We start from the raw sequence: 23,404 nt of genomic DNA, 5'->3' as shown, positions 1-23,404 counted from the left end.
GCGCTCGATACAGCTCCGCTTGCGTTGCCGCTACCGCCCGCGCCGCTACCCGCCTTCCCCTGCGTCAGCGCGTGCTCTCCCACCGCCACCAAGGCTCCCAGCCGTGTAGAGAAAACAGTCTTGAAGCAATGTGCGTTCATGAGCTCACACTCCCCTTCACAGATGAAACTGGCCAATTTCAGATTGCGATCATTTTTATCATTTAAATCTTTTTCAAGGAGATTCACGGTCTATTGCGTCGTGAAAAAAGACGCAAGCAATTGGCCTGCGCTGCAGCAGTGGCCCGCTTAGCGTGCGCCTGCGAGGCCTCAGCGCCTTGGAAGACAGGACAGGCATTTCGCCTCCTGATCGCAGGCCGCCTTCAGACTGCAAGCCCAACTCAGGGAGGAACAGCGCCGCCTAAACCGGCCAGACGCACGTACGCCTGCTGGCGACAAGACACACGCCCAGCAAGCAAAGACAACATTGCCGCAGCCCGGTTGACAGACCGGTGCTTGCAGCAAAGGTGCAACAAGGAAAAGATGGCCCTGACGCTGAGCGAGGTCTCCCGACCCGCTCAGCGAAGGTCAATAGCGGACAGACCACCAACCGGCACACGGCCGCGCTGTAGCAGGTGGCCCTTCAGCACACCTCAGGCGCTGGCAAAACCCGTCCCGCCAGCACGGCTCAAGGCAGGCGCAGCAGCTCGAAGGGACCGCGGCCGCTGGCCGCGGTGATCAGGCCCAGCACCCGGGCCGGCTCATTGCCACCGGCCACATCCAGCATCTCCCAGCTGAAGCGCCAGCCCCAGTTGCCGCCCAGCACGCCGGGCACATTCATGCGGTGCTCGCTGCCCAGGCCCAGCACATCCTGCAGGGGGAAGACCGCCATGCTGGCCACCGAGTTGCAGCAGGCGCGGATCAGGGCCCAGTGCACATCGTGCTCGCCGCAGGCCAGGTAGGAGCCGGCAAAGGCGCGCTCGCGGGCGCTGGCGGCGTTCCACCAGCCGCGGGCCGTGTCGTTGTCGTGCGTGCCGGTGTAGGCCACGCTGGCGCGCGGCCACATATGCGGCAGGAACTCGTGCGAGCCATCGCCGCCAAAGCCGAACTGCAGGATCTTCATGCCGGGGAAGCCGCAGGCATCACGCAGGGCATGCACATCCTCGGTGATGAAGCCCAGGTCCTCGGCCACGATGGGCAGGCGACCCAGGGCCTGCTCGATGGCGTCGAACAAGGCCTTGCCCGGGCCCGGCAGCCAGCGGCCGACCTTGGCATCCATGCGCTCGCCGGGGATCTCGTAATAGCCCGCGAAGCCGCGGAAATGGTCGATGCGGAACACATCGGCCTGCACCAGGGCGCGGCGCACGCGCGCCGTCCACCAGGCATAGTTCTCGGCCGCCATGCGGTCCCAGCGGTAGAGCGGGTTGCCCCAGCGCTGGCCTTCGGCGGACATGGCATCGGGCGGCACACCGGCCACCACCGTGGTGCGGAAGTGCTCGTCCAGGTGGTAGAGCTCGGGGCGCGACCAGCAGTCAGCGCTGTCATGGGCCACAAAGATGGGCAGGTCGCCCATCAGGCGCACGCCGCGCTCATTGGCATAGGCCTTGAGCGCACGGATCTGCACATCGAACTGCCACTGCACGAACTGCCAGAAGGCGATCTCGTCCGCATAGCTCTGGCGCGCAGCCTGCAGGGCCACGGCCTCGCGCCGTGCCAGGGCCGGGCTCCACTCCCACCAGGGCTGGCCCTTGAGCGGCGAGCGGATGGCCATGAAGAGCGCATAGTCCGCCAGCCAGTCGGACTCGGCCTCGCACCAGGCGGCGAAGGCCTGGCGGTCGGCCGCGCTGGCCCGGGCGAAGAAGCCGGCCGCCGCTGCGCGCAGCTGCTGCTCGCGCCAGGGGCAGACGCGGCCATAGTCCACTTTCAGCGCCTCGAAGTCCGGCAGCGCCGGCTGGCTCAGCCAGCCCTTCTCGATCAGGGGCTCCAGGGCCACCAGCCAAGGATTGCCGGCAAAGGCCGAGACGCCCTGGTAGGGGCTGTCGCCGGGGCCGATGGGCGTGGTGGGCAGCATCTGCCACAGGCCCTGGCCGGCGCTGGCCAGCCAGTCCACGAAGCGGTAGGCCGCGGGGCCGAAGTCGCCGGCGCCATGCGGGCCGGGCAGCGAGGTCGGGTGCAGCAGCACGCCAGCGGTGCGTTGGTTCAGATCCATGTCTTGACTCGTCTGGAGTTCGGGCGAAAGTTAGAGGGCACGCAGCAGCAAGAGGCTGCGCGCCGGCACGCTCAGGGGCTGGCCCGGGGGCAGCGGGCCGGCCGGCAGCTCGCCGCTGCTGTCCAGCAGCAGGGTCCAGGGCCCCTGGGTCAGGGTGAAGATCAGGGTCTGCGGCTCGGGATTGAACACCAGGGCCAGGTCTTGCGCGCGCCCGTCGGGGCAGCGCAGCTGGCCGGCAAAGCCCAGGCTCGCGCCATCATGCCAGTCGCGCACCTGCATCTCGGCCCCACCGGGGGTGAACCAGCGGATGCAGGCGTCGCCCGGCCCGCCCGGCGGCTCCACAAACCAGCGGCCGTGGTGCAGCAGGGCATGCTCGCGGCGCAGGCGCAGCAGCTCGCCCACATAGGCGCTCAGACCCGTGTCGGCCTGGGGCCAGTCCAGCCAGCCGGTGGGGTTGTCCTGGCAGTAGGCGTTGTTGTTGCCACCCTGGCTGTTGCCGATCTCGTCACCCGCATTGAGCATGGGCGTGCCCTGGGCCAGCAGCAGGCTGGCCAGCATGGCGCGGCGCACGCGTTCGCGGGTGGCGCGCAGGGCCGGGTCCTCGCTGGGGCCTTCCACGCCGAAATTGGCGCTGAGCTCGCCGTCGCGGCCGTCGCGGTTGTCCTCGCCATTGGCGTGGTTGTGCTTGGCGGCGTAGCTCACCACATCGCTCAGCGTGTAGCCGTCATGCACCGCGATGAAGTTGACCGAGGCCGTGGGACGGCGCTGGGCGTGATGGAAGAGATCGCTAGAGCCGGTGAAGCGGCGCGCGAACTCGCCGCGCCCGATGGCGCGACCGTCCGGGCCGCGGCCCAGCCAGAAGCCCCGCACCGCGTCGCGGAACTTGTCGTTCCACTCCAGGAAGCGCCCCGGAAAGCGACCGAGCTGGTAGCCATCGAAACCGGCGGCATCCCAGGGCTCGGCGATCAGGTGCACACCGCTGAGCACCGGGTCCTGGCGCAGGGCGGTGAAGAAGGCGGCCTGCGGCTCATAGGCGCCACCGGCCACGCGGCCCAGCACCGGGGCGAGGTCGAAGCGAAAGCCGTCCACGCCCATCTCCTGCACCCAAAATCGCAGGGAATCGAGCACAAACTGGGTGACGCGGGGATGGGCCACATTCAGCGTGTTGCCGCAGCCGGTGAGGTTTTCGCTGCGGCTGCGGTCATCCGCCACCAGGCGGTACCAGCTGGCATTGTCCAGGCCGCGGAATGAAAGCGTGGGTCCAAACTCATTGCCCTCGGGCGTGTGGTTGTAGACCACGTCCAGCACCACCTCCAGGCCCTCGGCGTGCAGGGCCGCCACCATGGCACGGAACTCGGCCGCCACCGCCGCGGGGTCCTCGCGGTGCGCGCGCTGGGCCAGGCGCGGGCTGGGCGCGAAGAAGCCCTGGGAGTTGTAGCCCCAGTAGTTGCGCAGGCCCTTGTCGGCCAGATGCGGCTCGTCGATGGCGTAGTGCACCGGCAGCAGGCTGAGCGTCGTCACGCCCAGGGCCTTGAAGTGGGCGATGGCGGCCGGATGGGCCAGGCCGGCATACGTGCCCTGCAGCTCGGGCGGGATCTGCGGGTGCTGGCGCGAGAAGCCCTTCACATGCACCTCGTAGAGCACCACGGCCTCGGGCGCAATGCGCGGCGCGCTGGCGCGTGGCGAAGCCGCCAGCGGCGCGGGCACGCGGGCCTTGAGCGCATGCAGGGCGTTGTCGCGGGTGTCGAAGCTGCGCGCGCCCTCGGGATGCCCCAGCTCATAGCCGTGGTGCTCGGCTCGCCAGCCAAATTGGCCCACGATCTCGCGGGCATAGGGGTCCAGCAGCAGTTTGTGCGGATTGAAGCGCTGGCCCTGCGCCGGCGCATAGGGCCCATGGGCGCGCAGGCCGTAGACCAGGCCCGGACCCACGCCCGGCAGAAAGCCGTGGAAGACACCGTCATGCGGGCCGTGCAGGGCGTAGCGGCGCAGCTCGCGCTGGCCGCCGGCCTCGAAGAGGCAGAGCTCAATCTTCTCTGCGTGCTCGGAGAACACGGCGAAGTTCACGCCGCCGTCGCGCGCCAGGGCGCCAAAGGGCTCGTGGCGACCGGGGGCCAGCAACTCGGGCAAAACAGGGGCGCTCATCTCAATCAGGCTTCAAGAACAGGGTCGCCAGGGGCGGCAGGCTCAGCGAGATGCTGCCATCGGCGCGGGTGGGCAGGCTTGCGCCCTGGTTGCCCACCTGGCTGCCGCCATAGATCTCGGCATCGGTATTGAGCAGCTCGCGCCAGGCGGCAAAGCCGGCGGGAACGGGCAGGCGGTAGTCATGGCGCGGCACCGGGGTGAAGTTGCACACCACCAGCACCACGCCGCCCTCGCCATCAAAGCGGGCCCAGGCCAGCACCGAGTGCTCGCGGTCCTCGGCCTGCAGCCAGGCAAAGCCGGCCGCCTCGCAGTCCAGGCGGTGCAGCGCGGGCTCGCGGCGGTAGAGCTGGTTGAGATCGCGCACCAGGCGCTGCATGCCAGCGTGGCGCGGCTGCTGCAGCAGGGCCCAGGGCAGCTCGGCCTCGAAATTCCATTCCGTGGGCTGGGCGAACTCCTGGCCCATGAAGAGCAGCTTCTTGCCCGGGTGGCCCCACATAAAGCCGTAGTAGGCCCGCAGGGTGGCGAACTGCTGCCAGGCGTCGCCCGGCATCTTGCCCAGCAGGGAGCCCTTGCCGTGCACCACCTCGTCGTGCGAGAGCGGCAGCACAAAGTTCTCGTTGAAGGCATAGACCAGGCCGAAGGTCAGCTTGTCGTGGTGCCAGCGACGGTGGATGGGGTCCTCGCGCAGATAGGCCAGGGTGTCGTTCATCCAGCCCATATTCCACTTGTAGTGGAAGCCCAGACCGCCCGCATGCACCGGCGCGCTCACGCCGGGAAAGCTGCTGGACTCCTCGGCCAGGGTGATGGCCCCGGGCGCCTCGGCGCCCAGGCTGCGGTTGATCCGCTGCAGCAGGCTGATGGCTTCCAGGTTCTCGCGCCCGCCCTGCACATTGGGCAGCCACTCGCCGGCGGGGCGCGAGTAGTCGCGGTAGAGCATGGAGGCCACGGCATCCACGCGCAGCCCGTCCACGCCCCAGCACTCGGCCCAGTAGAGCGCGCTGCCGGCCAGGAACTGGCGCACGCCGGGCTTGCCGAAATCGGGGATCAGGGTGTTCCAGTCGCGATGAAAGCCCTCGCGCGGATCGGCGTACTCATACAGCGGCGTCCCGTCGAACTGCGCCAAGCCATGGGCATCGACCGGGAAATGCGCCGGCACCCAGTCCAGCAGCAGGCCCAGGCCCCGGGCATGGCAGGCGGCCACGAAGCGCGCCAGACCCTCGGGTGGGCCGAAGCGGGCGCTGGGCGCGTACAGCCCGAGGGTCTGGTAGCCCCAGGAGCCGTCGAAGGGATATTCGGTGATGGGCAGCAGCTCGATGTGCGTGAAGCCCAGGGCGGCGGCGTAGGCCGGCAGCGCGTCGGCCAGCTCGTCCCAGCTGGGGAAGCGTCCATCGGGCCGGCGCCAGGAGGCGGGATGCACCTCGTAGATGGCGATCGGCGCATCGCGCCGGTTGGCCGCGCGGCGCACCGGGGCCAGGTCTTGCCGTGCCGGCAGCGGGCCGGGCACGATGGAGGCGGTGTCGGGCCGCAGCTGGGCGGCCCGGGCATAGGGGTCGGCCTTGAGCGGCAGCAGGCGGCCGTCGGGCCCCTCCAGCTCGTATTTGTAGAACTGGCCCGGTCGCGCCTCGGGCACGAGCGCGGCCCAGAACGCGACGCCCTCGGCGCCCGGCTCGCCCTGACGCTGCAGCGGGTGGTGCCGGCCGTCCCAGCCATTGAAGTCGCCCACCACGCTGACACGGCGCGCGGCTGGCGCCCAGACCGCGAAGCGCACGCCCTGCCCCGGCAGCACGTGGGCGCCCAGATGCTGCCAGGGGCGCGGGTGCTCGCCCCGCGCCAGCAGGGCGAGGTCGTCCGCGGCGAGCAGCGTGGTCGGCATCAGCGCAAGCTTTGCACCGCCCAGACGCGCTCGATGTACTCGGCGATGGTGCGATCCGAGGAGAACCAGCCCATGCCGGCGATATTGCGCAGCGCGCGCTCGGCCCAGGCCTCGGGCTGGCGGAACAGCGCGTCCACGCGGGCCTGGGCGGCCAGGTAGTCGGCGAAATCGGCCATCAGCAGATAGGGGTCGCTGCCCAGCAGCTTGTCCACCAAGGCGCGGTAGCGGCCGGTGTCGCCGTTGGAGAAGTCGCCCTGGGCAATGGCCTCGATCACGCGCTTGAGCTGCAGGTTCTCTTCCACATACAGACGCGGGTCGTAGCCCAGGGCCTTGATCTGGGCCACGGCCTCGGTGCGCAGACCGAAGACGAACATATTCTCCACGCCCATGGCCTCGGCCATCTCGATGTTCGCGCCGTCCCAGGTGCCGATGGTCAGGGCGCCGTTGAGCGCGAACTTCATATTGCCGGTGCCCGAGGCCTCGGTGCCGGCGGTGGAAATCTGCTCGCTGAGATCGGCCGCGGGAATGATGGTCTCGGCCAGGCTCACGCCGTAGTTGGGCAGGTAGGCCAGCTTGAGCTTGTCGCCCACGCGCGGGTCGCTGTTGACCACGCGGGCCACATCATGGGCGAGCTGGATGATGCTCTTGGCCATCTGGTAGGCCGAGGCCGCCTTGCCGGCGATCACCACGGTGCGCGGCGTCCAGTCGGCACCCGGGTTGGCCACGATGGCCTGGTAGCGCGCGATCACATGCAGGATGTTGAGCAGCTGGCGCTTGTACTCGTGGATGCGCTTGATCTGCACATCGAAGAGGCTGTCCGGGCTCACCACCAGGCCCAGCTCGCGGCGGATCAGCGCGGCCAGCTTTTCCTTGTTGGCCCGCTTCACGGCCTGCAGCTCACGGCCCAGGCCCACATCGGCGGCCAGGGGCTTGAGCTGGGCCAGCTGGCCCAGGTCCTGTCGCCAGCCGCGGCCGATGCGCGCATCGATCAGGGCAGACAGGGCCGGGTTGGCCTGCTGCAGCCAGCGGCGCGGCGTCACGCCATTGGTGACATTGTGGAAGCGCTCGGGGAAGAGCCGGGCGTAGTCGGCAAAGATGGTCTGCACCATCAGCTCGGAATGCAGGGCGGCCACGCCGTTGACGCGGTGCGAGGCCACGATGGACAGTGCGGCCATGCGCACGCGGCGCTCGCCCCCGTAGGTGCCGCCCTCATCGATCAGGGACACGCGGGCGATCAGACCCTCATCGCCCGGGAAGCGCTGGCGCACCTCGGCCAGGAAGCGGTGGTTGATCTCGTAGATGATGTCCAGATGCCGCGGCAGCAGGGTCTCGAACATGCGCACCGGCCAGGTCTCCAGGGCCTCGGGCATCAGGGTGTGGTTGGTGTAGGAGACGGCCTGGCGGGTGATGGCCCAGGCCTCGTTCCAGCCCAGGCCCTGCTCGTCCATCAGCAGGCGCATCAGCTCGGCCGGCGCCAGGGCGGGATGGGTGTCGTTGAGGTGGATGGCATTGCGCCGGCCCAGGCTGCGCAGCTCGCCGCCCTCGCGCAGATGGCGCTGGATCAGGTCCTGCAGCGAGGCGCTGACCAGGAAGGCCTCCTGCTTGAGGCGCAGCTCGCGGCCGGCCTCGGTGCTGTCGTCCGGGTAGAGCACCCAGTTCAGCGCATCGGCGGCCACGCGGTGCTTGGCAGCGGCGGCATAGTCGCCCTGGCAGAAGGCCTTGAAATCGATAGGCGCCTCGGCCGCGGCATGCCATTGGCGCAGGGTGGAGACGCGCTCGCTGTGGTGGGCGGGCACGATGAAGTCATAGGCCTGGGCCACCAGGGTCTCGGCCGGCAGCCAGCGGCGGGCGCCACCCTCCTCCACCTGCACGCGGCCGCCAAAGCCCACGGGGTAGCGCAGCTCGGGGCGGTGGATCTCCCAGGGGTTGCCGGCGCGCAGCCAGTCGTCCGGTGCCTCGACCTGGCGGCCGCCCTGGATGCCCTGGGCAAACATGCCGTACTGGTAGCGCAGGCCGTAGCCGAAGGACGGCAGGCCCAGCTCCGCGAAGGAGTCCAGGAAGCAGGCCGCCAGGCGCCCCAGGCCGCCATTGCCCAGGGCGGCATCGGGCTCGCGCTCCAGCACATCGGACAGCGACTGACCCTGGGCGTCCAGCGCGGCGCGCAGCGGCGCGTCCAGCTGCAGGGCGGCCAGGGCATTGGCCAGGGCGCGGCCCATCAGGAATTCCATCGAGAGGTAATGCACCCGGCGCACCGGCGCCGCTTCGCCCCGCGTGGCATCGGCCTGCTGGGTGGCGGCCCAGCGCCGGGCCAGCTGCTCCCGGCAGGCGCTGGCGGCGGCGCGCATCAGGCTGTCGCGGTCCGGGCCGCCGGGCAGGCCACGCTGGGCCAGCTCGCGCTCCAGCGCAGCGGCAAAGGCCTGGGCGGCAAGGTCGGCGGCATCGGAGGCAGGCTTCTTGGACATGGCGTGGCGGGTGGCGAGCGTGGTGTTCATCGGGTGTTCAGCAATGCAGGCCCGACGGCGCGGGGCAAGAATCGGTAGACGTACAGGAGGGCGGACGCGTTCCGCCATGGATTCAAGTATCCCCCAAGCTCGATTGTTTGTGTAGTTTGACTACATCGGGTTATCCCGAGAACCAAGATAAGTCTTTGATTTTATGCGCGATCAAGCGGCTCCATCAGGGTTGATCACGTTGTAGAACTACATGTCAGCCTGTATATTCTCTACAAACACGGTACAGGCCCCGGCCGCGGCCCGCGGTCGCGCGCAGCCCCCTGCATCGATTCCCCCTACAACGGAGACAGGCCTCGCCCACGCGGTGCGCGGCCCGGAGGTAGCCCTGTGGCAGACGTGAAGCTGCAATCGGTGGTCAAAGCCTATGGCGAGACCAAGATCCTGCACGGCATCGACCTGGAGATTCGCGACGGCGAGTTCATGGTCTTCGTCGGCCCCTCGGGCTGCGGCAAGAGCACCCTGCTGCGCAGCATTGCCGGCCTGGAAGACATCACCGGCGGCGAGCTGCGCATCGGCGGCCGCCTGGTCAATGATGTGCCGCCGGCCGAGCGCGGCATCGCCATGGTGTTCCAGAGCTATGCGCTCTACCCGCACATGAATCTCTACGAGAACATGGCCTTCGGCCTGGAGCTGGCGCGGGTGCCCAAGGCCGAGATCGAGCGCGCCGTGCGCCATGCCGCCAAGATCCTGCACATCGAGCATCTGCTGGACCGCAAGCCCAAGGACCTGAGCGGCGGCCAGCGCCAGCGCGTGGCCATCGGCCGCGCCATCGTGCGCAAGCCCGAGGTCTTTCTCTTCGACGAGCCCCTGTCCAATCTGGACGCGGCCCTGCGCGTGCGCATGCGCTATGAGTTCGCCAAGCTGCACGAGGAGCTCAAGACCACCATGGTCTATGTGACCCACGACCAGGTGGAGGCCATGACCCTGGCCGACCGCATCGTGGTGCTGAGCGCGGGCCGCATCGAGCAGGTGGGCACGCCGCTGGAGCTCTACGAGCATCCGGACAATCTCTTCGTGGCCGGCTTCATCGGCAGCCCCAAGATGAATTTCCTGCCCGCCACCCTGGTGAGCGCCACGCCCGGTGAGGCCCTGCTGCGCCTGGCCGGCGGCCAGACCATGCGCGCCCTGGTGGACGCCACGCGCGCTCAGCCCGGCGAACCGCTGACCCTGGGCGTGCGTCCCGAGCATCTTCGCCTGGGCGGGTGCGAGAACCTCTTGCCCAGCACCGTGGCCTTTGTCGAGTCCCTGGGCGGCACCACCTTCGCCTACTGCCCCTACCCCGGTCTGGACGAGCCCCTGACCTGCCAGTTCGAGGGCCGCAACGGCCATGACCGCCTGCGCAGCGGCGACCAGCTGGACCTGCAGCTGCCGCCCGAGGCGCTCTACCTCTTCGACGCCCAGGGCCGCGCCTTCCGCCGCCAGGCCGCGCCGGAGCTGGCAGCATGAAGCACCGCGCCGCACGCGGCCTGATCGCCACGGGTCTGCTGAGCGCCGCACTGGGGGCCGCCGCCCAGACCGCACCGCGCCTGCTGGTCTGGATCAATGGCGACAAGGCCTACAACGGCCTGCAGCAGGTGGGCAATGCCTTCGAGCAGCGCTCGGGCGTCAAGGTGGTGGTGGAGCATCCGGTGGACGCCACCGACAAGTTCCAGCAGGCCGCCGGCGCCGGCAAGGGGCCGGACATCTTCTGCTGGCCGCACGACCGCGTGGGTGAATGGGCCAAGGCCGGCCTGCTCAGCCCCATCCGCCCCGGCCCCGCCCTGCTCGCCGAGATCGAGGACGCCGCCTGGCAGGACTTCCGCTACCGCGGCCGGATCTGGGGCTATCCCCTGGCCATCGAGACCACGGGCCTGATCTACAACAAGGCCCTGGTGCCCAAGCCGCCCGCCAGCTTCGAGGAGCTGATCGCGCTGGACCGCCAGTTGCAGCGCCAGGGCAAGCGCGCCATCTTGTGGGACTACAACAAGAGCTTCTTCAGCTGGCCCCTGCTGGCCGGCGCGGGCGGCGAGATCTTCGGCAGCACGCCGGAGGGCGAGTACGAGCCCGCCCGGGTGGGCGTCAACAATGCCGGCGCGCGGGCCGGCGGCCGCATGATCGAGCGCCTGATCAAGGACGGCCATATGCCGCGCGGCGCCCGCGATGCCGAGATGGAATCGGCCTTCGCTCGGGGCGAGGTGGCCATGATGATCTCCGGCGCCTGGGCCTGGGACAACGCCCGCCGCGCCAAGATCGACTTTGGCGTGGCGCCCATCCCCGCCGTCGTGCCCGGCAAGCCCAGCAAACCCTTTGTGGGCGTGCTGGGCTGCATGATCGCCGCGCCCTCCAAGCTCAAGGACGTGGCGCGTGAGTTCCTGGAGCAGCATCTGCTGCGGCCCGAGGCGCTCAAGCTGCTGGATGCCGACGTGCCCCTGGGCGTGCCGGCCAACAAGGCCTTCTACGCCGAGCTGGCCGCCAACCCGCTGATCAAGGCCAGCATGGAGAACGCCCGCGCCGGTCAGCCCATTCCGAATGTGCCCGAGGTGGGCCGTTTCTGGACCGCCATGGACGCGGCCCTGGAGGCCATCACCAACGGTCTGCAAAGCCCCCAGGACGCGCTGGACGGCGCGGCCGCCCGCATGCAGCTCAAGCCATGAACGCCAGCACCGCCTTCTCTGCCCCGCCGGCCGGCTCGCCCCTGGCCCGGGCCTACACGGTGCAGCCCCCGGGGCGGGCCCAGCGCCTGCTTCAGGCCCTGTACTGGCCGCTGGTGGGCCTGCTGATGCTGGCCGCGCTCTATCTGGTGATGCGCCTGTACCTGGCCGGCCAGACGGCCTGGGGCCTGGGCACCCTGACCCTGTTCGCCGCCGGCTTCTACATCTACCTCTCAAAGGCCGCCCTGGCCTGGCGCTACCTCTTCCCCGGGGTGGCGGGCATGCTGATCTTCATCGCCTTTCCCCTGCTCTACACCACGCAGATCGGCTTCACCAACTACTCCTCGGCCCATCTGCTGAGCCAGGAGCGGGTGCGCGACTATCTGCTCGAGCAGCATGATGTGGTGGAGGAGCGCGTGCTGGGCTACAGCCTGCACGCCGTGGGCGGCGGCGAGTACCGCCTGGCCCTGGGCCCGCGCGAGGGCGGCGCGCCGCAGTGGGTGAGCCCGCCCCTGGCCCTGCGCGGCCAGACCACGCCGCAGGCGCTGCTGCCGGCCGGTGGCATCAGCCTGGGCGAGGCCCTGCCGCTGCGCGAGCTGATCCGCCACCGCGAGGCCCTGCAGCGTCTGGAGTTGCGCCTGCCCGGCGAGAGCGCGCCGGAGCTGGCCAGCCTGCGCTACCTGGGCCTGCGCGAGTTCGGCCCGCTGCGAGCGCATTACGAGGCCCTGGCCGATGGCGGCCTCAAGCGCCTGAGCGACGGCCAGGTCTTCCAGCCCGATGCGCAAAGCGGCTTCTTCAGCGCCGCCGCCAGTGGCGAAACCCTGCAGCCGGGCTACAAGGTCTCGGTGGGCTGGCGCAACTACGCACGCATGGTGCTGGACGCCGAGTTCCGCGGCCCCTTCCTGTCCATCTTCAGCTGGACCGTGATCTTCTCGGCCCTGACCGTAGCCTTCGCCACCGCCATCGGCATGCTGCTGGCCGTGCTGCTGAACTGGGAAGACCTGCGCTGGCGCAACACCTACCGCACCCTGCTCTTCCTGCCCTATGCGGTGCCCGGCTTCATCTCCATCCTGGTGTTCAAGGGCCTGTTCAACCAGAACTTCGGCGAGATCAACGCCATCCTGGATGCACTCTTCGGCGTGAAGCCGGCCTGGTTTGCCGACCCGCTGCTGGCCAAGACCATGCTGCTGATCGTCAACGTCTGGCTGGGCTACCCCTACATCATGATTCTGTGCGCCGGCCTGCTGAAGTCCATCCCGGCGGATCTCTACGAGGCCTCGGCGATTGCCGGCGCCGGGCCGCTGACCAATTTCCGCCGCATCACCGCGCCCCTGATCATCAAGCCGCTGGCGCCGCTGCTGGTCTCGGCCTTCGCCTTCAACTTCAACAACTTCGTGCTGATCGCCCTGCTCACCGACGGGCGGCCGGACTATCTGTCCACCAAGATCCCGGCCGGCCAGACCGACATCCTGGTGAGCTACACCTACCGCATCGCCTTCCGCGACTCGGGCTCGGACTTCGGCCTGGCGGCCGCGATCTCGACCCTGATCTTCATCCTGGTGGCCGCGATGTCCCTGATCAATCTGCGCCTGATGAAAAAGGGAGGGCACTGAAATGGCCATCGTCCGAGGCAAGCAAGCCCGTTGGCGCGTGTTCGCCGCCCATGCCCTGCTCTGGGTGTTTCTTGCCATCACCCTCTTCCCCCTGCTGGCGGTGCTGTCCATCTCGCTGCGGCCGGGCAATTTCGCCACCGGCAGCCTGATCCCCACCGAGATCAGCCTGGAGCACTGGAAGCTGGCCCTGGGCATCCCCTACCAGGGCCCGGACGGCGCCCTGGTGCAGCCGCCCTTCCCGGTGCTGACCTGGCTGTGGAACTCCATCAAGGTGGCCACGCTCTCGGCCCTGGCCATCGTGGGCATCTCCACCACCGCGGCCTATGCCTTCGCGCGCCTGCGTTTTCCCTTCAAGGGCGGCATCCTCAACAGCATGCTGCTGCTGCAGATGTTCCCGCCGGTGCTGGCCCTGGTGGCCATCTACGCCATCTTCGAAACCCTGGGCAGCTTTGTGCCGGCCCTGGGTCTGGAGACGCACGCGGGCCTGGTGGTGGCCTATCTGGGCGGTGTGGCCACCCATGTGTGGACCATCAAGGGCTATTTCGAGACCATTCCGGTGGAGATCGAGGAAAACGCCAAGGTGGACGGCGCCTCGCACTGGCAGGCCTTCCGCCGCGTGCTGCTGCCCATGGCCGTGCCCATCCTGATGGTGGTCTTTGTGCTGGCCTTCATCGGCACCATCATCGAGTACCCGGTGGCCTCGGTGCTGCTGCGCGAGGAAGGCAATCTCACCCTGGCCGTGGGCTCCAAGTATTTTCTGCATGACCAGCGCTTCCTCTGGGGCGACTTCGCCGCCGCGGCCGTGCTCTCGGGCCTGCCCATCACCCTGGTCTTTCTGCTGGCCCAGCGCTGGATTGTCTCGGGCCTGACCGCGGGCGGTGTGAAGGGTTGAGGCGCAGCGTGGCGCCGCGCTAGGCTGCCGCCTCCAAATCCGGGTTGCCCCGGGCAGCGCCCGGGCGGCCGCGGCCTAGACTGCGCAGCACCATGCTCAACCCCATCATCTACGCGGTCCCGGTCTTCCTGCTCCTGATGGCGCTGGAGTTCTGGTGGAGCCGGCGCCGCGGCCTGCAGGTCTATCGCGCGGCCGATACCGTGTCCAGCCTGTCCCTGGGCGTCATCAGCCAGCTGGTGGCGGTATTCACCTCCCTGCTGATGCTGGGCATCTACAGCGCGGTGTGGCAACACGCCGCCTTGCTGCCCGAGTGGTCCCTGAGCTCACCCTGGGCCTGGGCCGGCGCCCTGCTGCTCTACGACTTCCTCTACTACTGGAAGCACCGCCTCGGCCACGAGGTGGCTGTGCTCTGGGCCGCGCATGTGGTGCACCACAGCAGCGAGGAATACAACCTCAGCACCGCGCTGCGCCAGACCGGCAGCGACTTTCTGCTGGGCTGGATCTTCTACCTGCCACTGGCCCTGCTGGGCGTGCCGCCCCTGATGTTCGTGGTGGTGGGCCTGATTGATCTGCTCTACCAGTTCTGGGTCCACACCCGTCTGGTGGGCAAGCTGGGCTGGTTCGACCGGGTCTTTGTCTCACCCTCCAACCACCGCGTGCACCACGGCCAAAACGACTACTGCCTGGACCGCAACTACGGCGGCATCCTCATCCTCTGGGACCGGCTCTTCGGGACCTTTGTGGAGGAGCGCGAGGACGAGCCCATCGTCTACGGCGTGCTGGGCCAGCTCAAGGCCTGGAATGCCTGGACCGCCAACACCCGAACCTATGCCGATCTCTGGCGCGATGCGCGCCTGGCGGACAACTGGGGCGACCGCCTGCGTATCTGGTTCAAGCCCCCGGCCTGGCGCCCCGCCGCGGCCGCGCGTGCCTATCCCAAGCCCTTGCCAGACCTCAGCCGTTTCGAGCCCTACGCCCCCGCGCTGCCCGCGGGCCTGGCCGGCTACGGCCTGCTGCAGCTGGCCATGCTGCTGGTGCTGGGCGTGTATTTCCTGGCCGTGGAACCCGGGCTTGGACGCGCTCAGGCCCTGGCAGCCGCGATGGGCCTGGGCCTGAATCTGGTGATGCTGGGCCGGCTGCTGGAGCAGCCTGCGGGGCGGCTGGGTCAGGAGGCCCTACGCCAGGTCGGCCTGGCCGGCCTGAGCGGGCTGGCGCTGATCCAGCTGCTTGGCAGCGCGCCAGCAGCGCAGGCACTGGTCCTGCTGCTGTGGCTGTGCGTGCTCGTGAGTGCAGTGGCCGGCTTTGCCTGGATGGCACGCCTGCGGCGTGCCCCCCGAGCGGCTCCCGGCTGAAGCGTGGGAGCGCCGCAGCTCCCTTCTTCAGCTCAGTGCAGCGAACGCGCGGTCTTGCGCGATTTGCCGGAGGCCGTCAGGGCCTTGGCGCCGGCCTTCTTCTTGCCTTTCTGGGCGGCGCTCGCCTTCGTGGCCTTCTTCTTGCCGGCCTTGCCCTTGGCCGCGGCAACGGACTTCTTCTTCGCCGACTTCGCCGACTTCACCTTGGCCTGCGGGGTGCCGGTCTGGATCACACGCCCTTGGGCGGTCTCGGTCCAGGCCGAACCAGCGCCAGGAGCCTGGGCTTGGGCCAGCGGGGCACCGAGGGTGAACAGGCCCGCCAGGGCCAGCAAGGGCAGCGTCTTCTTCATCTTGATTTGTGTGGGTCGGTGAGGACGGACCGATTCTAGGCGTCCGCCAGGGTCGGACATGGGCTGGCAGCAATGCCGGCTCATCGCCCGAGTTCGAACCGCCCCTCAGTCGAAACGGCCCTCGCGCAGCCATTTGGTCGCCACCCATTTCTCACCGGCCAGGACGGGCGAGCCACCGTGCAGGCTGCGCGTCATGGGGTGCGGCCTGTCATAGGCGAAGAAGACCGCATTGCCCTTCACCGGCGCCACCTCAAGACCCACATCCGGGAAGATGGTGCCGCCGCCACCCGCGGGGGTATTCAGGTACATGACCAGGGTGCCGACGCGCTGGCCGCCGCGCTGCAGGATGGCGGGCGTGCTGGCGTGGCGAGGGTCGAAATAGTCGTAATGCGGCAGGTACTCGGCCCCAGGGAGGTAGCGCAGCACCTGCAAGCCCTCGCCGTTCTCCACCGGCCAGTTCACCAGGGCCGCGATGCGTGCCTCGATGCGCTTGCAGATATCGTTCTCACCACGCTCGAAGAACATGCCTTCGCTGGTGCGAGCCGCATTGACCTCGCTGCCGTCGCTGGCGGCGGCCACCGTTTCCGAGCGCGCCAGCCGGCCGGCAGCCGCCGTGCGCAGCAGATCACATTCCTGGTCGCTGAGCAGATGGCCGAACAGCACCAGCTGGGGATTCTTCAGGGTGAGCAGCACCTTCACCTCATGCCCGTCCACCACCAGGTTGGCCGGTGCTCCCGCCAGGTCCGGCAGCGGCACACGCGAGGGCGGTGGCAGGCTGTTGGCACTGGCATGCTGGTGCAGATAGCCTTCCAGGGTCTGCTCCAGGGCCTGGATGGCGACGGCCTCTTCCCAGCCGCTGCTCATCATGGCCTTGAGCACCTGCTCCGGACCGACACCCGCTCGGGCCTGTTCAACAATCCACTGACGCAGCTCGGGCGTGATGGTCTGTGCAGCATTCATGAGCCGCGATTCTGCAACAAGCCGGGGCGAACTCAGTCGACCAGACGGCGCCGGAACAGCAGTCGCTGCGGCGTGGACAGCTCGGCCTGATAGGCATAGCCCTCGACGTTGAAGCCGCACAGGCCCTCGGGGGTGTCGATGCGCTGCTCGATGCAGTAACGCGCCATCAGGCCGCGGGCGCGCTTGGCGAAGAAGCTGATGATCTTGTACTGGCCGTTCTTCCAGTCCTCGAACTGGCACTCGATCACGCGCGGCTGCAGCAGCTTGCGGTCGGCAGCGCGGAAATACTCCTGCGAGGCCAGGTTCACGATGACGGGCACCTGGCTGGCCGCAACGCGACGGTTCAGGTGCTCGGCCAGGCTGTCGCCCCAGAACTCGTAGAGGTTCTTGCCCTGTGCGGTGGCCAGCCGTGTGCCCATCTCCAGTCGATAAGGCTGCATGCGATCCAGCGGGCGCAAGACCCCGTACAGGCCCGAGAGAATGGCCACATGTTCCTGGGCCCACTGCATCTGCGCAAGGCTCAGGGTATGGGCCTGCAAGCCCTCGTACACATCGCCATTGAAGGCCAGCACCGCCGGCCGGCTGTTGGCCTCGGTAAAGCGCGGCTCCCAGGCCTGGTAACGCTCCACATTGAGGGTGGACAGGGCCTCGGAGAGCTCCATCAGGGCCGAGATATCGGCCGCGCTCTTGTGGCGCAGCACCTCGATCAGGGCGCTGGACTGAGGGATGAACTGGGGTTCGGTGGCCAGGGCCGCCAGCGCGGGTGGCACGGGGGTCTCATAGTCAAGCGACTTGGCGGGCGAGAGCAGATAAATCATGGGCCGGCATTGTGCCGCGCCCCAAGAAAAAACGCCGGCCACCGCGGTTAAGCGGCGCCGGCGTGGCTCATTGACTTGAATTGCTTCAGGCCGTCAGCCCAAGACTCAGGGAGTCCTCACACAATCGTTACGCCTCTGACGGGCATCACTCATTGCTGCTGCCGAAGCCGAAGAGGCTGAGCAGAGCGGAGAAGAGATTGAAGATCGAGACGAACAGGCCCACCGTCGCCAGGATGTAGTTGGTTTCACCGCCGTGCACGATGCGGCTGGTCTCCATCAGGATCAGGCCGCTGGACAGCAGCACCACCAGACCGGACACCGCCAGCGCCAGGGCGGGCAGTTGGAAGAACATGGCGGCCAGACCCATCAACAGCGCCACCACCATGCCGGCAAACAGAAAGCCGCCCATGAAACTGAAGTCGCGCTTGCTCGTCAGCACCCAAGCCGACAAGGCGAAGAAGGTGGCCGCCGTGGTGCCCAGGGCCAGGGTGACGATCTGAGCACCACCGCTCATGCCCAGGTAGTGGTTGACGATGGGGCCCAGGGTATAGCCCATAAAGCCCGTCAGGCCGAAGACCGACAGCAGACCCCAGCCGCTGTTGGCCAGCTTGTAGGTCAGGAACAGCAGGCCGAAATAGCCGCCCAGGGTCAGCAGAATGCCGGGGCGCGGCAGTCCCAGGGCGGCGCTGCCGCCCGCCACCGCGGCGGCCCACAGCAGGGTCATGCCCAGCAGGGCGTAGGTGTTTCGCAGCACGCGATGGCTGGCCAGCAGCCCGTCGCGACGCCCGGCGGCCTGCTGCTGCGGCAGCACCGCGACACCGAGATCCGAAGGTTGACGCGAGGTATCCATGCTGAAGTCCTTTCTAGACAACGCGTCGACGATGGGTCGACAGGCTGAAATTTAGACGCGACGATACTTCGCGTAAATTCGATTTTTCAAGTCGTATATTTCGATTTATACGAATCTTCAAGGCACCCGATCATGAACTTCAAGCATCTGCAGTACTTCTGGGTTACGGCCAAGGCGGGCGGCATCGTGCGCGCGGGTGAGCAACTCAACACCACACCGCAAACACTCTCCAGCCAGATCAAGCTGCTCGAGGAGCGGCTGGGGCGCAAGCTCTTTCGCAAGGCCGGCCGACGGCTGGAGCTCACCGATGAGGGTCGGCTTGCCCTGAGCTACGCCGACCAGATCTTTGCCCTGGGCCAGGATCTGGAGTCCCGGCTGCGCCAGGCCCGCCAGGGCAGACGCCAGCTGGAGCTCAAGGTCGGCGTGGCGGACTCGGTCTCCAAGCAGGTGGCCTATCGCCTGCTGGAGCCGGCACTGAATGTGGAGGAGGACCTGCACCTGTCCTGCCACGAGGGCAAGTTCCAGGACCTGCTGGGCCAGCTGGCGGTGCACAAGCTGGATCTGGTGCTGGCCGATGAGCCCCTGCCCCACAAGGTCAGCGTCAAGGCCTTCAATCACGCCCTGGGTTCCAGCCCCCTGAGCTTCTTTGCCGCGCCCTCGCTGCGCAAAAAACTCAAGGGCCGCTTCCCCGAATGCCTGAATGACGCGCCCATGCTGATCCAGGGACAGGCCGCGGCCGTGCGCCCCCTGCTGGAAGCCTGGCTGGCCCGGCATGAGCTGCATCCGCATGTGCTGGCGGAGTTCGACGATGGCGCCCTGATGAGCGCCTTTGGCCGTCAAGGCCGCGGCGTGTTCACGGCCCCCACGGTGCTGGAGCAGGAGACCTGTGCGCAGTACGGGGTCGAGCTGCTGGGACGCAGCGATGAGCTGGTGCAGGAGTTCTATGCCATCTCGGTGGAGCGCCGGCTCACCCACCCGGGCGTGGTCGCCATCACCGAGGCCGCCCGCGGCAGGCTCTTCGGAAAGTAAAACACCCCGTCGCAGGGCTGCTGCGGCGGGGTGTGCAAGGGGAGACGAAGCAGCTTACTTGGCCAGCAGCTGGTTCACCGCCGCCACGTCTTCGGCCCGCAGCTGGCCCGAAGCCTGGCGCAGGCGCAAGCCGGTCAGCACCGTGTCATAGCGGGCCTTGGCCAGATCGCGCTGGGTGCTGTAGAGCTGGTTCTGGGCATTGAGCACATCCAGATTCACGCGCACGCCGACCTTGTAGCCCAGCTGGGTCGCCTCGAGGGCCAGCTTGCTGGAGACCTCGGCCGCCTCATAGGCCTTGACCTGGGCCTGCAGGGACTGCACGCCCAGGAAGGCTCGGCGTGTGCCCTCGGCCACCGAGCGGCGGGCGAAGTCCAGATCGTTGCGCGCCTTCTCCTCCAGGGAGAGGGTCTCCTTGATGCGGTTCTGGTTGTAGCCGCCCGTGTAGAGGGGCAGATTCATCTGCACACCCACGGTGGCTGCCGTGGTGGTACCCGGAACCTGGGCCCCGGAGCCACGGGCATCCGAGACACCCAGGCTGCCGGTCATGTCCACGGTCACACCGTTGGCGGCTTTGGCCTTGCCCGTCTCCAGCTGCGCCACCTCCAGACCCAGGCGTGCCTTGCGCACCAGCGGATGCAACTCATCGGCCTGGTTCACCCAGGGCTCCACATTCAGGGGCGCGACCGCCGGCAGGGCGACGGGCAGCGCCAGGGGCTTGGGCTCGACGCCGTTGCGGCCCACGATCTGGTCCAGGGTGACGCGCTTGACGCGCAGATCGTTCTCGGCCGCCAACTCCTGGGCGGTGCTCAGGTCAAAACGTGCCTGGGCCTCGCGGGTGTCCGTGATGGTGGCGGTGCCCACCTCGAAATTGCGCTTGGCCGAAGCCAGCTGCTCGGCATTGGCCGCCTTGTTGGCACGCGTGGCGGCCAGCACGTCGCGCGCCGCCAGCACATCGAAATAGGCCTGGGACACGCGCACGATCAGGTCTTGCTCGGCAGCCTCCAGATCGGCCTGGCTGACCCCGAGGGCGCGACGTGCCTGTTCAATGCTCAGGGCGTTGGCACGGTTGTAGAGCGCGTACTTGGCGCTCAGCCCGGTCTGCCAGGTGGTGGTGCCCACACGGTCGCCGCTGACCTGCACCGTCTGACCGTTGACCGTGGCGAAACGGCTCGGCGGGTCAGCCTGCTGATGCGTGCCGCTCAAGCCCAGACCCAGAGTCGGGCGTGCCAGGGCATTGGCCTGCTCCGCACGGTGCTGGGCCGACTCGGCTTGCGCACGCGCCGCCAGATAGGAGGCGTCGAAAGCGCGTGCTGCCTCGTACAGCTCCTGCAGACTCTGCGCCTGTGCCGCCGCGCCCGCGAGCAGCAAGCCCAGGGCCAAGGGAAGACGGGCCAGGCGCCCACAGGCGCTTGCGGCTCGAATCGTGGGGGTCTTCGTCTTCTTGTGATCGGCGAGCATGTGTCTTCCTTGCTAGGGCGAATTCGTGAACGGGGCGCTGTCAGTAACGCGGCACTGCGGGATCGACCTCCACCGACCAAGCCTCAATGCCGCCGGCGAGGTTATAGACGTTTTCGAAGCCCTGGCGCTCCAAAAATGCGACGACCTGCAGACTTCGCATCCCGTGGTGGCAATAAACCACGATGGACTGCGAAGAGTCCAGCTCTGCCAGACGCTCCGGAACCTGCCCCATGGGCATGAGGCACTGCGGTCCCGCCGTGGCAATCCGAGCGAGCCCGGCCTCCCAGGGCTCGCGAACATCCAGCAGCAAGGGGGGCTGCGCCGCGTTGAGCAGCATGACAGCCTCCTCGACCGGCAGTTGGCGCGGCATCAGAAGCTGAAGGCGGAGGCCTCGGCGAAACCTGCCAGGCGGGGAATCACGGTGTCGAACAGAACCTGTGTCTTGAACTCGTTACCCACGCGGGTGTAGAGCATGGCGCGCATCACGGGCTCGGAGCCCACGACAGCGGCCAGGCGGCCACCGGGCTTGAGCTGCTCCAGCAGGGCGCGAGGCACCTCGGCCACCGAGCCGGACAGCAGGATCACGTCAAAGGGCGCCTCGGCCGACAAGCCCTGGCTGCCGTCCTGGGCCAGCACCTTCACATTGAGCACCCCCGCGCGCTTGAGGTTCTCGGCCGCCTGCTTGGCCAGCTCCGGCTGGGACTCCAGGCTGATCACGCTCTGGGCCTTGTGGCCCAGCAGGGCGGCCATATAGCCGGAGCCCGTGCCGATCTCCAGCACCTTCTCGTGGCGGGTGACCTTGAGCTCCTGCAGCAGCCGGGCCTCCACACGCGGGGCCAGCATGAACTGGCCATGGCCCAGCGGGATCTCGGTGTCCATGAAGGCCAGGGCCTTGTGGGCGGCCGGCACGAAGTCCTCGCGCTTGAGCAGGGTCAGCAGGGACAGCACGCCCTGATCCAGCACGTCCCAGGGACGGATCTGCTGTTCGATCATATTGAAGCGGGCTTGTTCGACGTTCATGGTGGAGCGATCCTTCAAATACATGCTGCGCGGATTCTATTTCGCCGCTCGGCGAGTCTGATGTCAGGGCACCACGCGGGGCCGGGCGGCAGCCCGCTCAAACGGGAGGCGGGCGTTGCAGAAGGCCTTCCAGCATCAGGTCCATCTGCACTTCAAGCACTGCCATGGGGTCGGGCCAGGGCGGCTGCATATGGCAGGCGCCGAAGGCACTGAGGAACAGGATTTGCTGGAGCACCGGCGCTATCAGCACCTGTACCGTTTCAGCCAGAGGCAAGGGCCTGAACTCGCCGCAGTCCATGCCGCGCTGAAGCACGCTGCCGAGCAGGCTGTGGCTGGGCGCAATCACCTCGTCCACATAGAACTGGGCCAGCTCGGGAAAGTTGCGGGCCTCCGCAATCATGATCTTGCAGATGCCGCCCGCGGCTCCCTGCCCCACACGACGCCACCACTCGGTCATCACGAAGCGCAGCAAGTCAGCCACGCTGCCACGGTGCTGGGCCACCACCTCATGCCCCTCGGCAATATGCACCGCCAAGCTCTCGCGCACCACGGCCTTGAAGAGCTCCTCCTTGCTGGGGTAGTAGAGGTAGAGCGTGCCCTTGGACACGCCAGCACGGGCCGCCACCTCCTCGGCACGGGTGGCTGCAAAGCCCTTCTCCACGAAGAACTCCAGCGCAGCCGCCAGCAACTCCTGAGGCCTCGCCTCCTTCCGACGCTGACGCGCGGGCTGGGCGGTGGGTCGCGGTGGGCTGGACTTGGGCATCGAAATACTGACTGATTGGTCAGCAATGTAGTCAAGCACCCCCGGAGGGTCAAGTCATCGGGGGCGGCTATCATCGCCGCCCGCATCAAGTTTTAGGGAGCACACGCGTTGGATCTCATGCCATTGATCAAGGCCGCCTTCATGGGCGTGCTGGAGGGGCTGACCGAATTCCTGCCGATCTCCTCGACCGGTCATCTGCTGATTGCCCAGCAGTGGCTCGGGCCGAAGTCCGACCTCTTCAATATCGTGATCCAAAGTGGTGCGATCCTCGCCATCACCCTGGTGTTCCGTGAGCGGCTGCTGAGCCTCGCTGCGGGCTGGCGGCAGGCGGAGCAACGCGACTACCTGCTCAAGCTCGCACTGGCCTTCGTGGTCACCGCTGGCGTCGGTCTGCCGGTGCGTTTGATGGGCTGGAAGCTGCCCGAGACAGTGGTTCCGGTGGCCCTGGCCTTGATTCTTGGTGGCGTGGCGATGCTCGCCATTGAGCGCGCGCTCGCCCATCGCCCCGGGCAGACGCATATCGGCTGGAATGTGGCCGTGTGGGTGGGCTTGGCACAGGTGGTCGCAGGCGTGTTCCCCGGCACCTCACGCTCCGCGGCGGCGATCTTTGCGGCCATGCTGGCCGGCGCACTTGCGCGCCCGGCGGCGGCAGAGTTCGCCTTCCTCGTCGGCATTCCGACCATGTTCGCCGCCAGCGCGTTCGCCGTGCTGGAATATGCCTCCAACACGCAGGCACCACCAGAGAACTGGGCTGCGTTGGCCGTGGCCTTCGGCACGGCGGCCTTGACTGGCTTTGCCGTGGTTCGCTGGCTGATGGCCTGGATCAAGGGCCATAGCTTCGCGCCCTTTGCTTGGTATCGCATCGCCTTCGGCATCGCGGTGCTTGTGGCCGCCTGGACCGGCCTGGTCGCTTGAACGGATTGGGTACAGACTCCAGCGCGGCGTTGGCCCCTC

20 protein-coding genes are annotated in these 23,404 nt (G+C 68.0%); 7 read left to right on the top strand and 13 right to left on the bottom strand.

What is annotated here, in order from left to right; translation table 11 throughout:
• The 5 genes from ACK5F2_RS17115 to ACK5F2_RS17095 all read right to left on the bottom strand — a co-directional run.
• Window positions 1-227: ESPR-type extended signal peptide-containing protein (locus tag ACK5F2_RS17115; RefSeq protein ID WP_409866835.1), on the bottom strand; the 227-nt coding region annotated here is incomplete at its 3' end.
• 439 nt (window positions 228-666) lie between these two features.
• The gene (malQ, locus tag ACK5F2_RS17110) at window positions 667-2,187 is read right to left on the bottom strand and encodes a 4-alpha-glucanotransferase (protein WP_409866833.1); all 1,521 of its coding nucleotides are present in this window, start codon (window positions 2,185-2,187) and stop codon (window positions 667-669) included.
• Between the two features lie 30 nt (window positions 2,188-2,217).
• Complete coding sequence (gene glgX / locus ACK5F2_RS17105) at window positions 2,218-4,329, bottom strand: glycogen debranching protein GlgX (RefSeq protein WP_409866830.1); 2,112 nt, start codon at window positions 4,327-4,329, stop codon at window positions 2,218-2,220.
• A 1-nt stretch (window position 4,330) separates the two neighbouring features.
• Window positions 4,331-6,202 carry a 1,4-alpha-glucan branching protein GlgB gene (gene glgB / locus ACK5F2_RS17100; protein WP_409866828.1) on the bottom strand — a complete coding sequence of 624 codons (1,872 nt, stop codon included), beginning with the start codon at window positions 6,200-6,202 and terminating at the stop codon, window positions 4,331-4,333.
• Window positions 6,202-8,694 (bottom strand): glycogen/starch/alpha-glucan phosphorylase, encoded by a 2,493-nt coding sequence (locus tag ACK5F2_RS17095; protein ID WP_409866825.1) that lies wholly within the window; start codon window positions 8,692-8,694, stop codon window positions 6,202-6,204. Before ACK5F2_RS17095 ends, glgB begins: the two co-directional genes overlap by 1 nt.
• 348 nt (window positions 8,695-9,042) lie before the next feature.
• Between ACK5F2_RS17095 and ACK5F2_RS17090 the strand changes: the two genes are divergently transcribed.
• The 5 genes from ACK5F2_RS17090 to ACK5F2_RS17070 all read left to right on the top strand — a co-directional run bounded on the left by ACK5F2_RS17090 (window position 9,043) and on the right by ACK5F2_RS17070 (window position 15,202).
• Window positions 9,043-10,161, top strand: a complete 1,119-nt coding sequence (locus tag ACK5F2_RS17090; protein WP_409866823.1) for an ABC transporter ATP-binding protein — start codon at window positions 9,043-9,045, stop codon at window positions 10,159-10,161.
• A complete protein-coding gene (gene malE / locus ACK5F2_RS17085) occupies window positions 10,158-11,348 on the top strand; it encodes a maltose/maltodextrin ABC transporter substrate-binding protein MalE (RefSeq protein WP_409866822.1) in 1,191 nt (396 codons plus the stop codon). The genes ACK5F2_RS17090 and malE overlap by 4 nt, the downstream gene beginning before the upstream one ends.
• Window positions 11,345-12,958, top strand: coding sequence for a maltose ABC transporter permease MalF (gene malF / locus ACK5F2_RS17080; protein WP_409866820.1), 1,614 nt, complete (start codon window positions 11,345-11,347; stop codon window positions 12,956-12,958). Before malE ends, malF begins: the two co-directional genes overlap by 4 nt.
• Window position 12,959: 1 nt before the next feature.
• On the top strand, window positions 12,960-13,850 hold the full coding sequence (gene malG, locus ACK5F2_RS17075) for a maltose ABC transporter permease MalG (RefSeq protein WP_409866819.1): 891 nt from the start codon (window positions 12,960-12,962) through the stop codon (window positions 13,848-13,850).
• Window positions 13,851-13,942: 92 nt separating this feature from the next.
• Window positions 13,943-15,202, top strand: coding sequence for a sterol desaturase family protein (locus ACK5F2_RS17070; RefSeq protein ID WP_409866816.1), 1,260 nt, complete (start codon window positions 13,943-13,945; stop codon window positions 15,200-15,202).
• 32 nt (window positions 15,203-15,234) lie between these two features.
• Here ACK5F2_RS17070 and ACK5F2_RS17065 read toward each other — a convergent pair whose 3' ends face one another.
• The 4 genes from ACK5F2_RS17065 to ACK5F2_RS17050 form a co-directional block, all read right to left on the bottom strand.
• Window positions 15,235-15,552 carry a hypothetical protein gene (locus ACK5F2_RS17065; protein ID WP_409866813.1) on the bottom strand — a complete coding sequence of 106 codons (318 nt, stop codon included), beginning with the start codon at window positions 15,550-15,552 and terminating at the stop codon, window positions 15,235-15,237.
• Window positions 15,553-15,657: 105 nt separating this feature from the next.
• The gene (locus ACK5F2_RS17060; protein ID WP_409866811.1) at window positions 15,658-16,512 is read right to left on the bottom strand and encodes a 2OG-Fe(II) oxygenase; all 855 of its coding nucleotides are present in this window, start codon (window positions 16,510-16,512) and stop codon (window positions 15,658-15,660) included.
• 32 nt (window positions 16,513-16,544) lie between these two features.
• On the bottom strand, window positions 16,545-17,330 hold the full coding sequence (gene yaaA, locus ACK5F2_RS17055) for a peroxide stress protein YaaA (protein ID WP_409866809.1): 786 nt from the start codon (window positions 17,328-17,330) through the stop codon (window positions 16,545-16,547).
• 145 nt (window positions 17,331-17,475) lie between these two features.
• Complete coding sequence (locus tag ACK5F2_RS17050) at window positions 17,476-18,201, bottom strand: Bax inhibitor-1/YccA family protein (RefSeq protein ID WP_409866807.1); 726 nt, start codon at window positions 18,199-18,201, stop codon at window positions 17,476-17,478.
• 111 nt (window positions 18,202-18,312) lie between these two features.
• On the opposite strand from ACK5F2_RS17050, the gene nhaR reads away from it, so the two are divergent.
• The gene (gene nhaR / locus ACK5F2_RS17045) at window positions 18,313-19,209 is read left to right on the top strand and encodes a transcriptional activator NhaR (RefSeq protein ID WP_409866804.1); all 897 of its coding nucleotides are present in this window, start codon (window positions 18,313-18,315) and stop codon (window positions 19,207-19,209) included.
• Between the two features lie 54 nt (window positions 19,210-19,263).
• Here the strand turns inward: nhaR and ACK5F2_RS17040 are convergent, their stop codons facing one another.
• The 4 genes from ACK5F2_RS17040 to ACK5F2_RS17025 form a co-directional block, all read right to left on the bottom strand.
• Complete coding sequence (locus tag ACK5F2_RS17040) at window positions 19,264-20,667, bottom strand: TolC family outer membrane protein (protein ID WP_409866802.1); 1,404 nt, start codon at window positions 20,665-20,667, stop codon at window positions 19,264-19,266.
• Window positions 20,668-20,707: 40 nt separating this feature from the next.
• Window positions 20,708-21,037, bottom strand: coding sequence for a rhodanese-like domain-containing protein (locus tag ACK5F2_RS17035; protein WP_409866800.1), 330 nt, complete (start codon window positions 21,035-21,037; stop codon window positions 20,708-20,710).
• Entirely contained in the window at window positions 21,037-21,687 is a 651-nt protein-coding gene (locus ACK5F2_RS17030) for a protein-L-isoaspartate O-methyltransferase family protein (protein ID WP_409866798.1), read from the bottom strand. The genes ACK5F2_RS17035 and ACK5F2_RS17030 overlap by 1 nt, the downstream gene beginning before the upstream one ends.
• Window positions 21,688-21,784: 97 nt before the next feature.
• Window positions 21,785-22,450 (bottom strand): TetR/AcrR family transcriptional regulator, encoded by a 666-nt coding sequence (locus tag ACK5F2_RS17025; RefSeq protein WP_409866795.1) that lies wholly within the window; start codon window positions 22,448-22,450, stop codon window positions 21,785-21,787.
• Between the two features lie 117 nt (window positions 22,451-22,567).
• Between ACK5F2_RS17025 and ACK5F2_RS17020 the strand changes: the two genes are divergently transcribed.
• Window positions 22,568-23,365, top strand: a complete 798-nt coding sequence (locus tag ACK5F2_RS17020) for an undecaprenyl-diphosphate phosphatase (RefSeq protein WP_409866792.1) — start codon at window positions 22,568-22,570, stop codon at window positions 23,363-23,365.
• Window positions 23,366-23,404: the final 39 nt, after the last annotated feature.

This window comes from Roseateles sp. (assembly GCF_046300915.1).
In the GTDB taxonomy this organism is placed as follows: domain Bacteria; phylum Pseudomonadota; class Gammaproteobacteria; order Burkholderiales; family Burkholderiaceae_C; genus Kinneretia.
Note: the sequence above shows the minus strand (reverse complement) of the source record. Positions and strands in the feature narration are given on the sequence as shown.

Coding starts and splice junctions, on each gene's coding strand:
- ACK5F2_RS17025 (WP_409866795.1), bottom strand. CDS start 22,450: ATGCCCAAGTCCAGCCCACCGCGACCCACCGCCCAGCCCGCGCGTCAG.
- ACK5F2_RS17070 (WP_409866816.1), top strand. CDS start 13,943: ATGCTCAACCCCATCATCTACGCGGTCCCGGTCTTCCTGCTCCTGATG.
- ACK5F2_RS17065 (WP_409866813.1), bottom strand. CDS start 15,552: ATGAAGAAGACGCTGCCCTTGCTGGCCCTGGCGGGCCTGTTCACCCTC.
- ACK5F2_RS17060 (WP_409866811.1), bottom strand. CDS start 16,512: ATGAATGCTGCACAGACCATCACGCCCGAGCTGCGTCAGTGGATTGTT.
- ACK5F2_RS17035 (WP_409866800.1), bottom strand. CDS start 21,037: ATGCCGCGCCAACTGCCGGTCGAGGAGGCTGTCATGCTGCTCAACGCG.
- ACK5F2_RS17030 (WP_409866798.1), bottom strand. CDS start 21,687: ATGAACGTCGAACAAGCCCGCTTCAATATGATCGAACAGCAGATCCGT.
- ACK5F2_RS17095 (WP_409866825.1), bottom strand. CDS start 8,694: ATGAACACCACGCTCGCCACCCGCCACGCCATGTCCAAGAAGCCTGCC.
- ACK5F2_RS17040 (WP_409866802.1), bottom strand. CDS start 20,667: ATGCTCGCCGATCACAAGAAGACGAAGACCCCCACGATTCGAGCCGCA.
- yaaA (WP_409866809.1), bottom strand. CDS start 17,330: ATGATTTATCTGCTCTCGCCCGCCAAGTCGCTTGACTATGAGACCCCC.
- malF (WP_409866820.1), top strand. CDS start 11,345: ATGAACGCCAGCACCGCCTTCTCTGCCCCGCCGGCCGGCTCGCCCCTG.
- malE (WP_409866822.1), top strand. CDS start 10,158: ATGAAGCACCGCGCCGCACGCGGCCTGATCGCCACGGGTCTGCTGAGC.
- malQ (WP_409866833.1), bottom strand. CDS start 2,187: ATGGATCTGAACCAACGCACCGCTGGCGTGCTGCTGCACCCGACCTCG.
- nhaR (WP_409866804.1), top strand. CDS start 18,313: ATGAACTTCAAGCATCTGCAGTACTTCTGGGTTACGGCCAAGGCGGGC.
- malG (WP_409866819.1), top strand. CDS start 12,960: ATGGCCATCGTCCGAGGCAAGCAAGCCCGTTGGCGCGTGTTCGCCGCC.
- glgX (WP_409866830.1), bottom strand. CDS start 4,329: ATGAGCGCCCCTGTTTTGCCCGAGTTGCTGGCCCCCGGTCGCCACGAG.
- glgB (WP_409866828.1), bottom strand. CDS start 6,202: ATGCCGACCACGCTGCTCGCCGCGGACGACCTCGCCCTGCTGGCGCGG.
- ACK5F2_RS17020 (WP_409866792.1), top strand. CDS start 22,568: ATGCCATTGATCAAGGCCGCCTTCATGGGCGTGCTGGAGGGGCTGACC.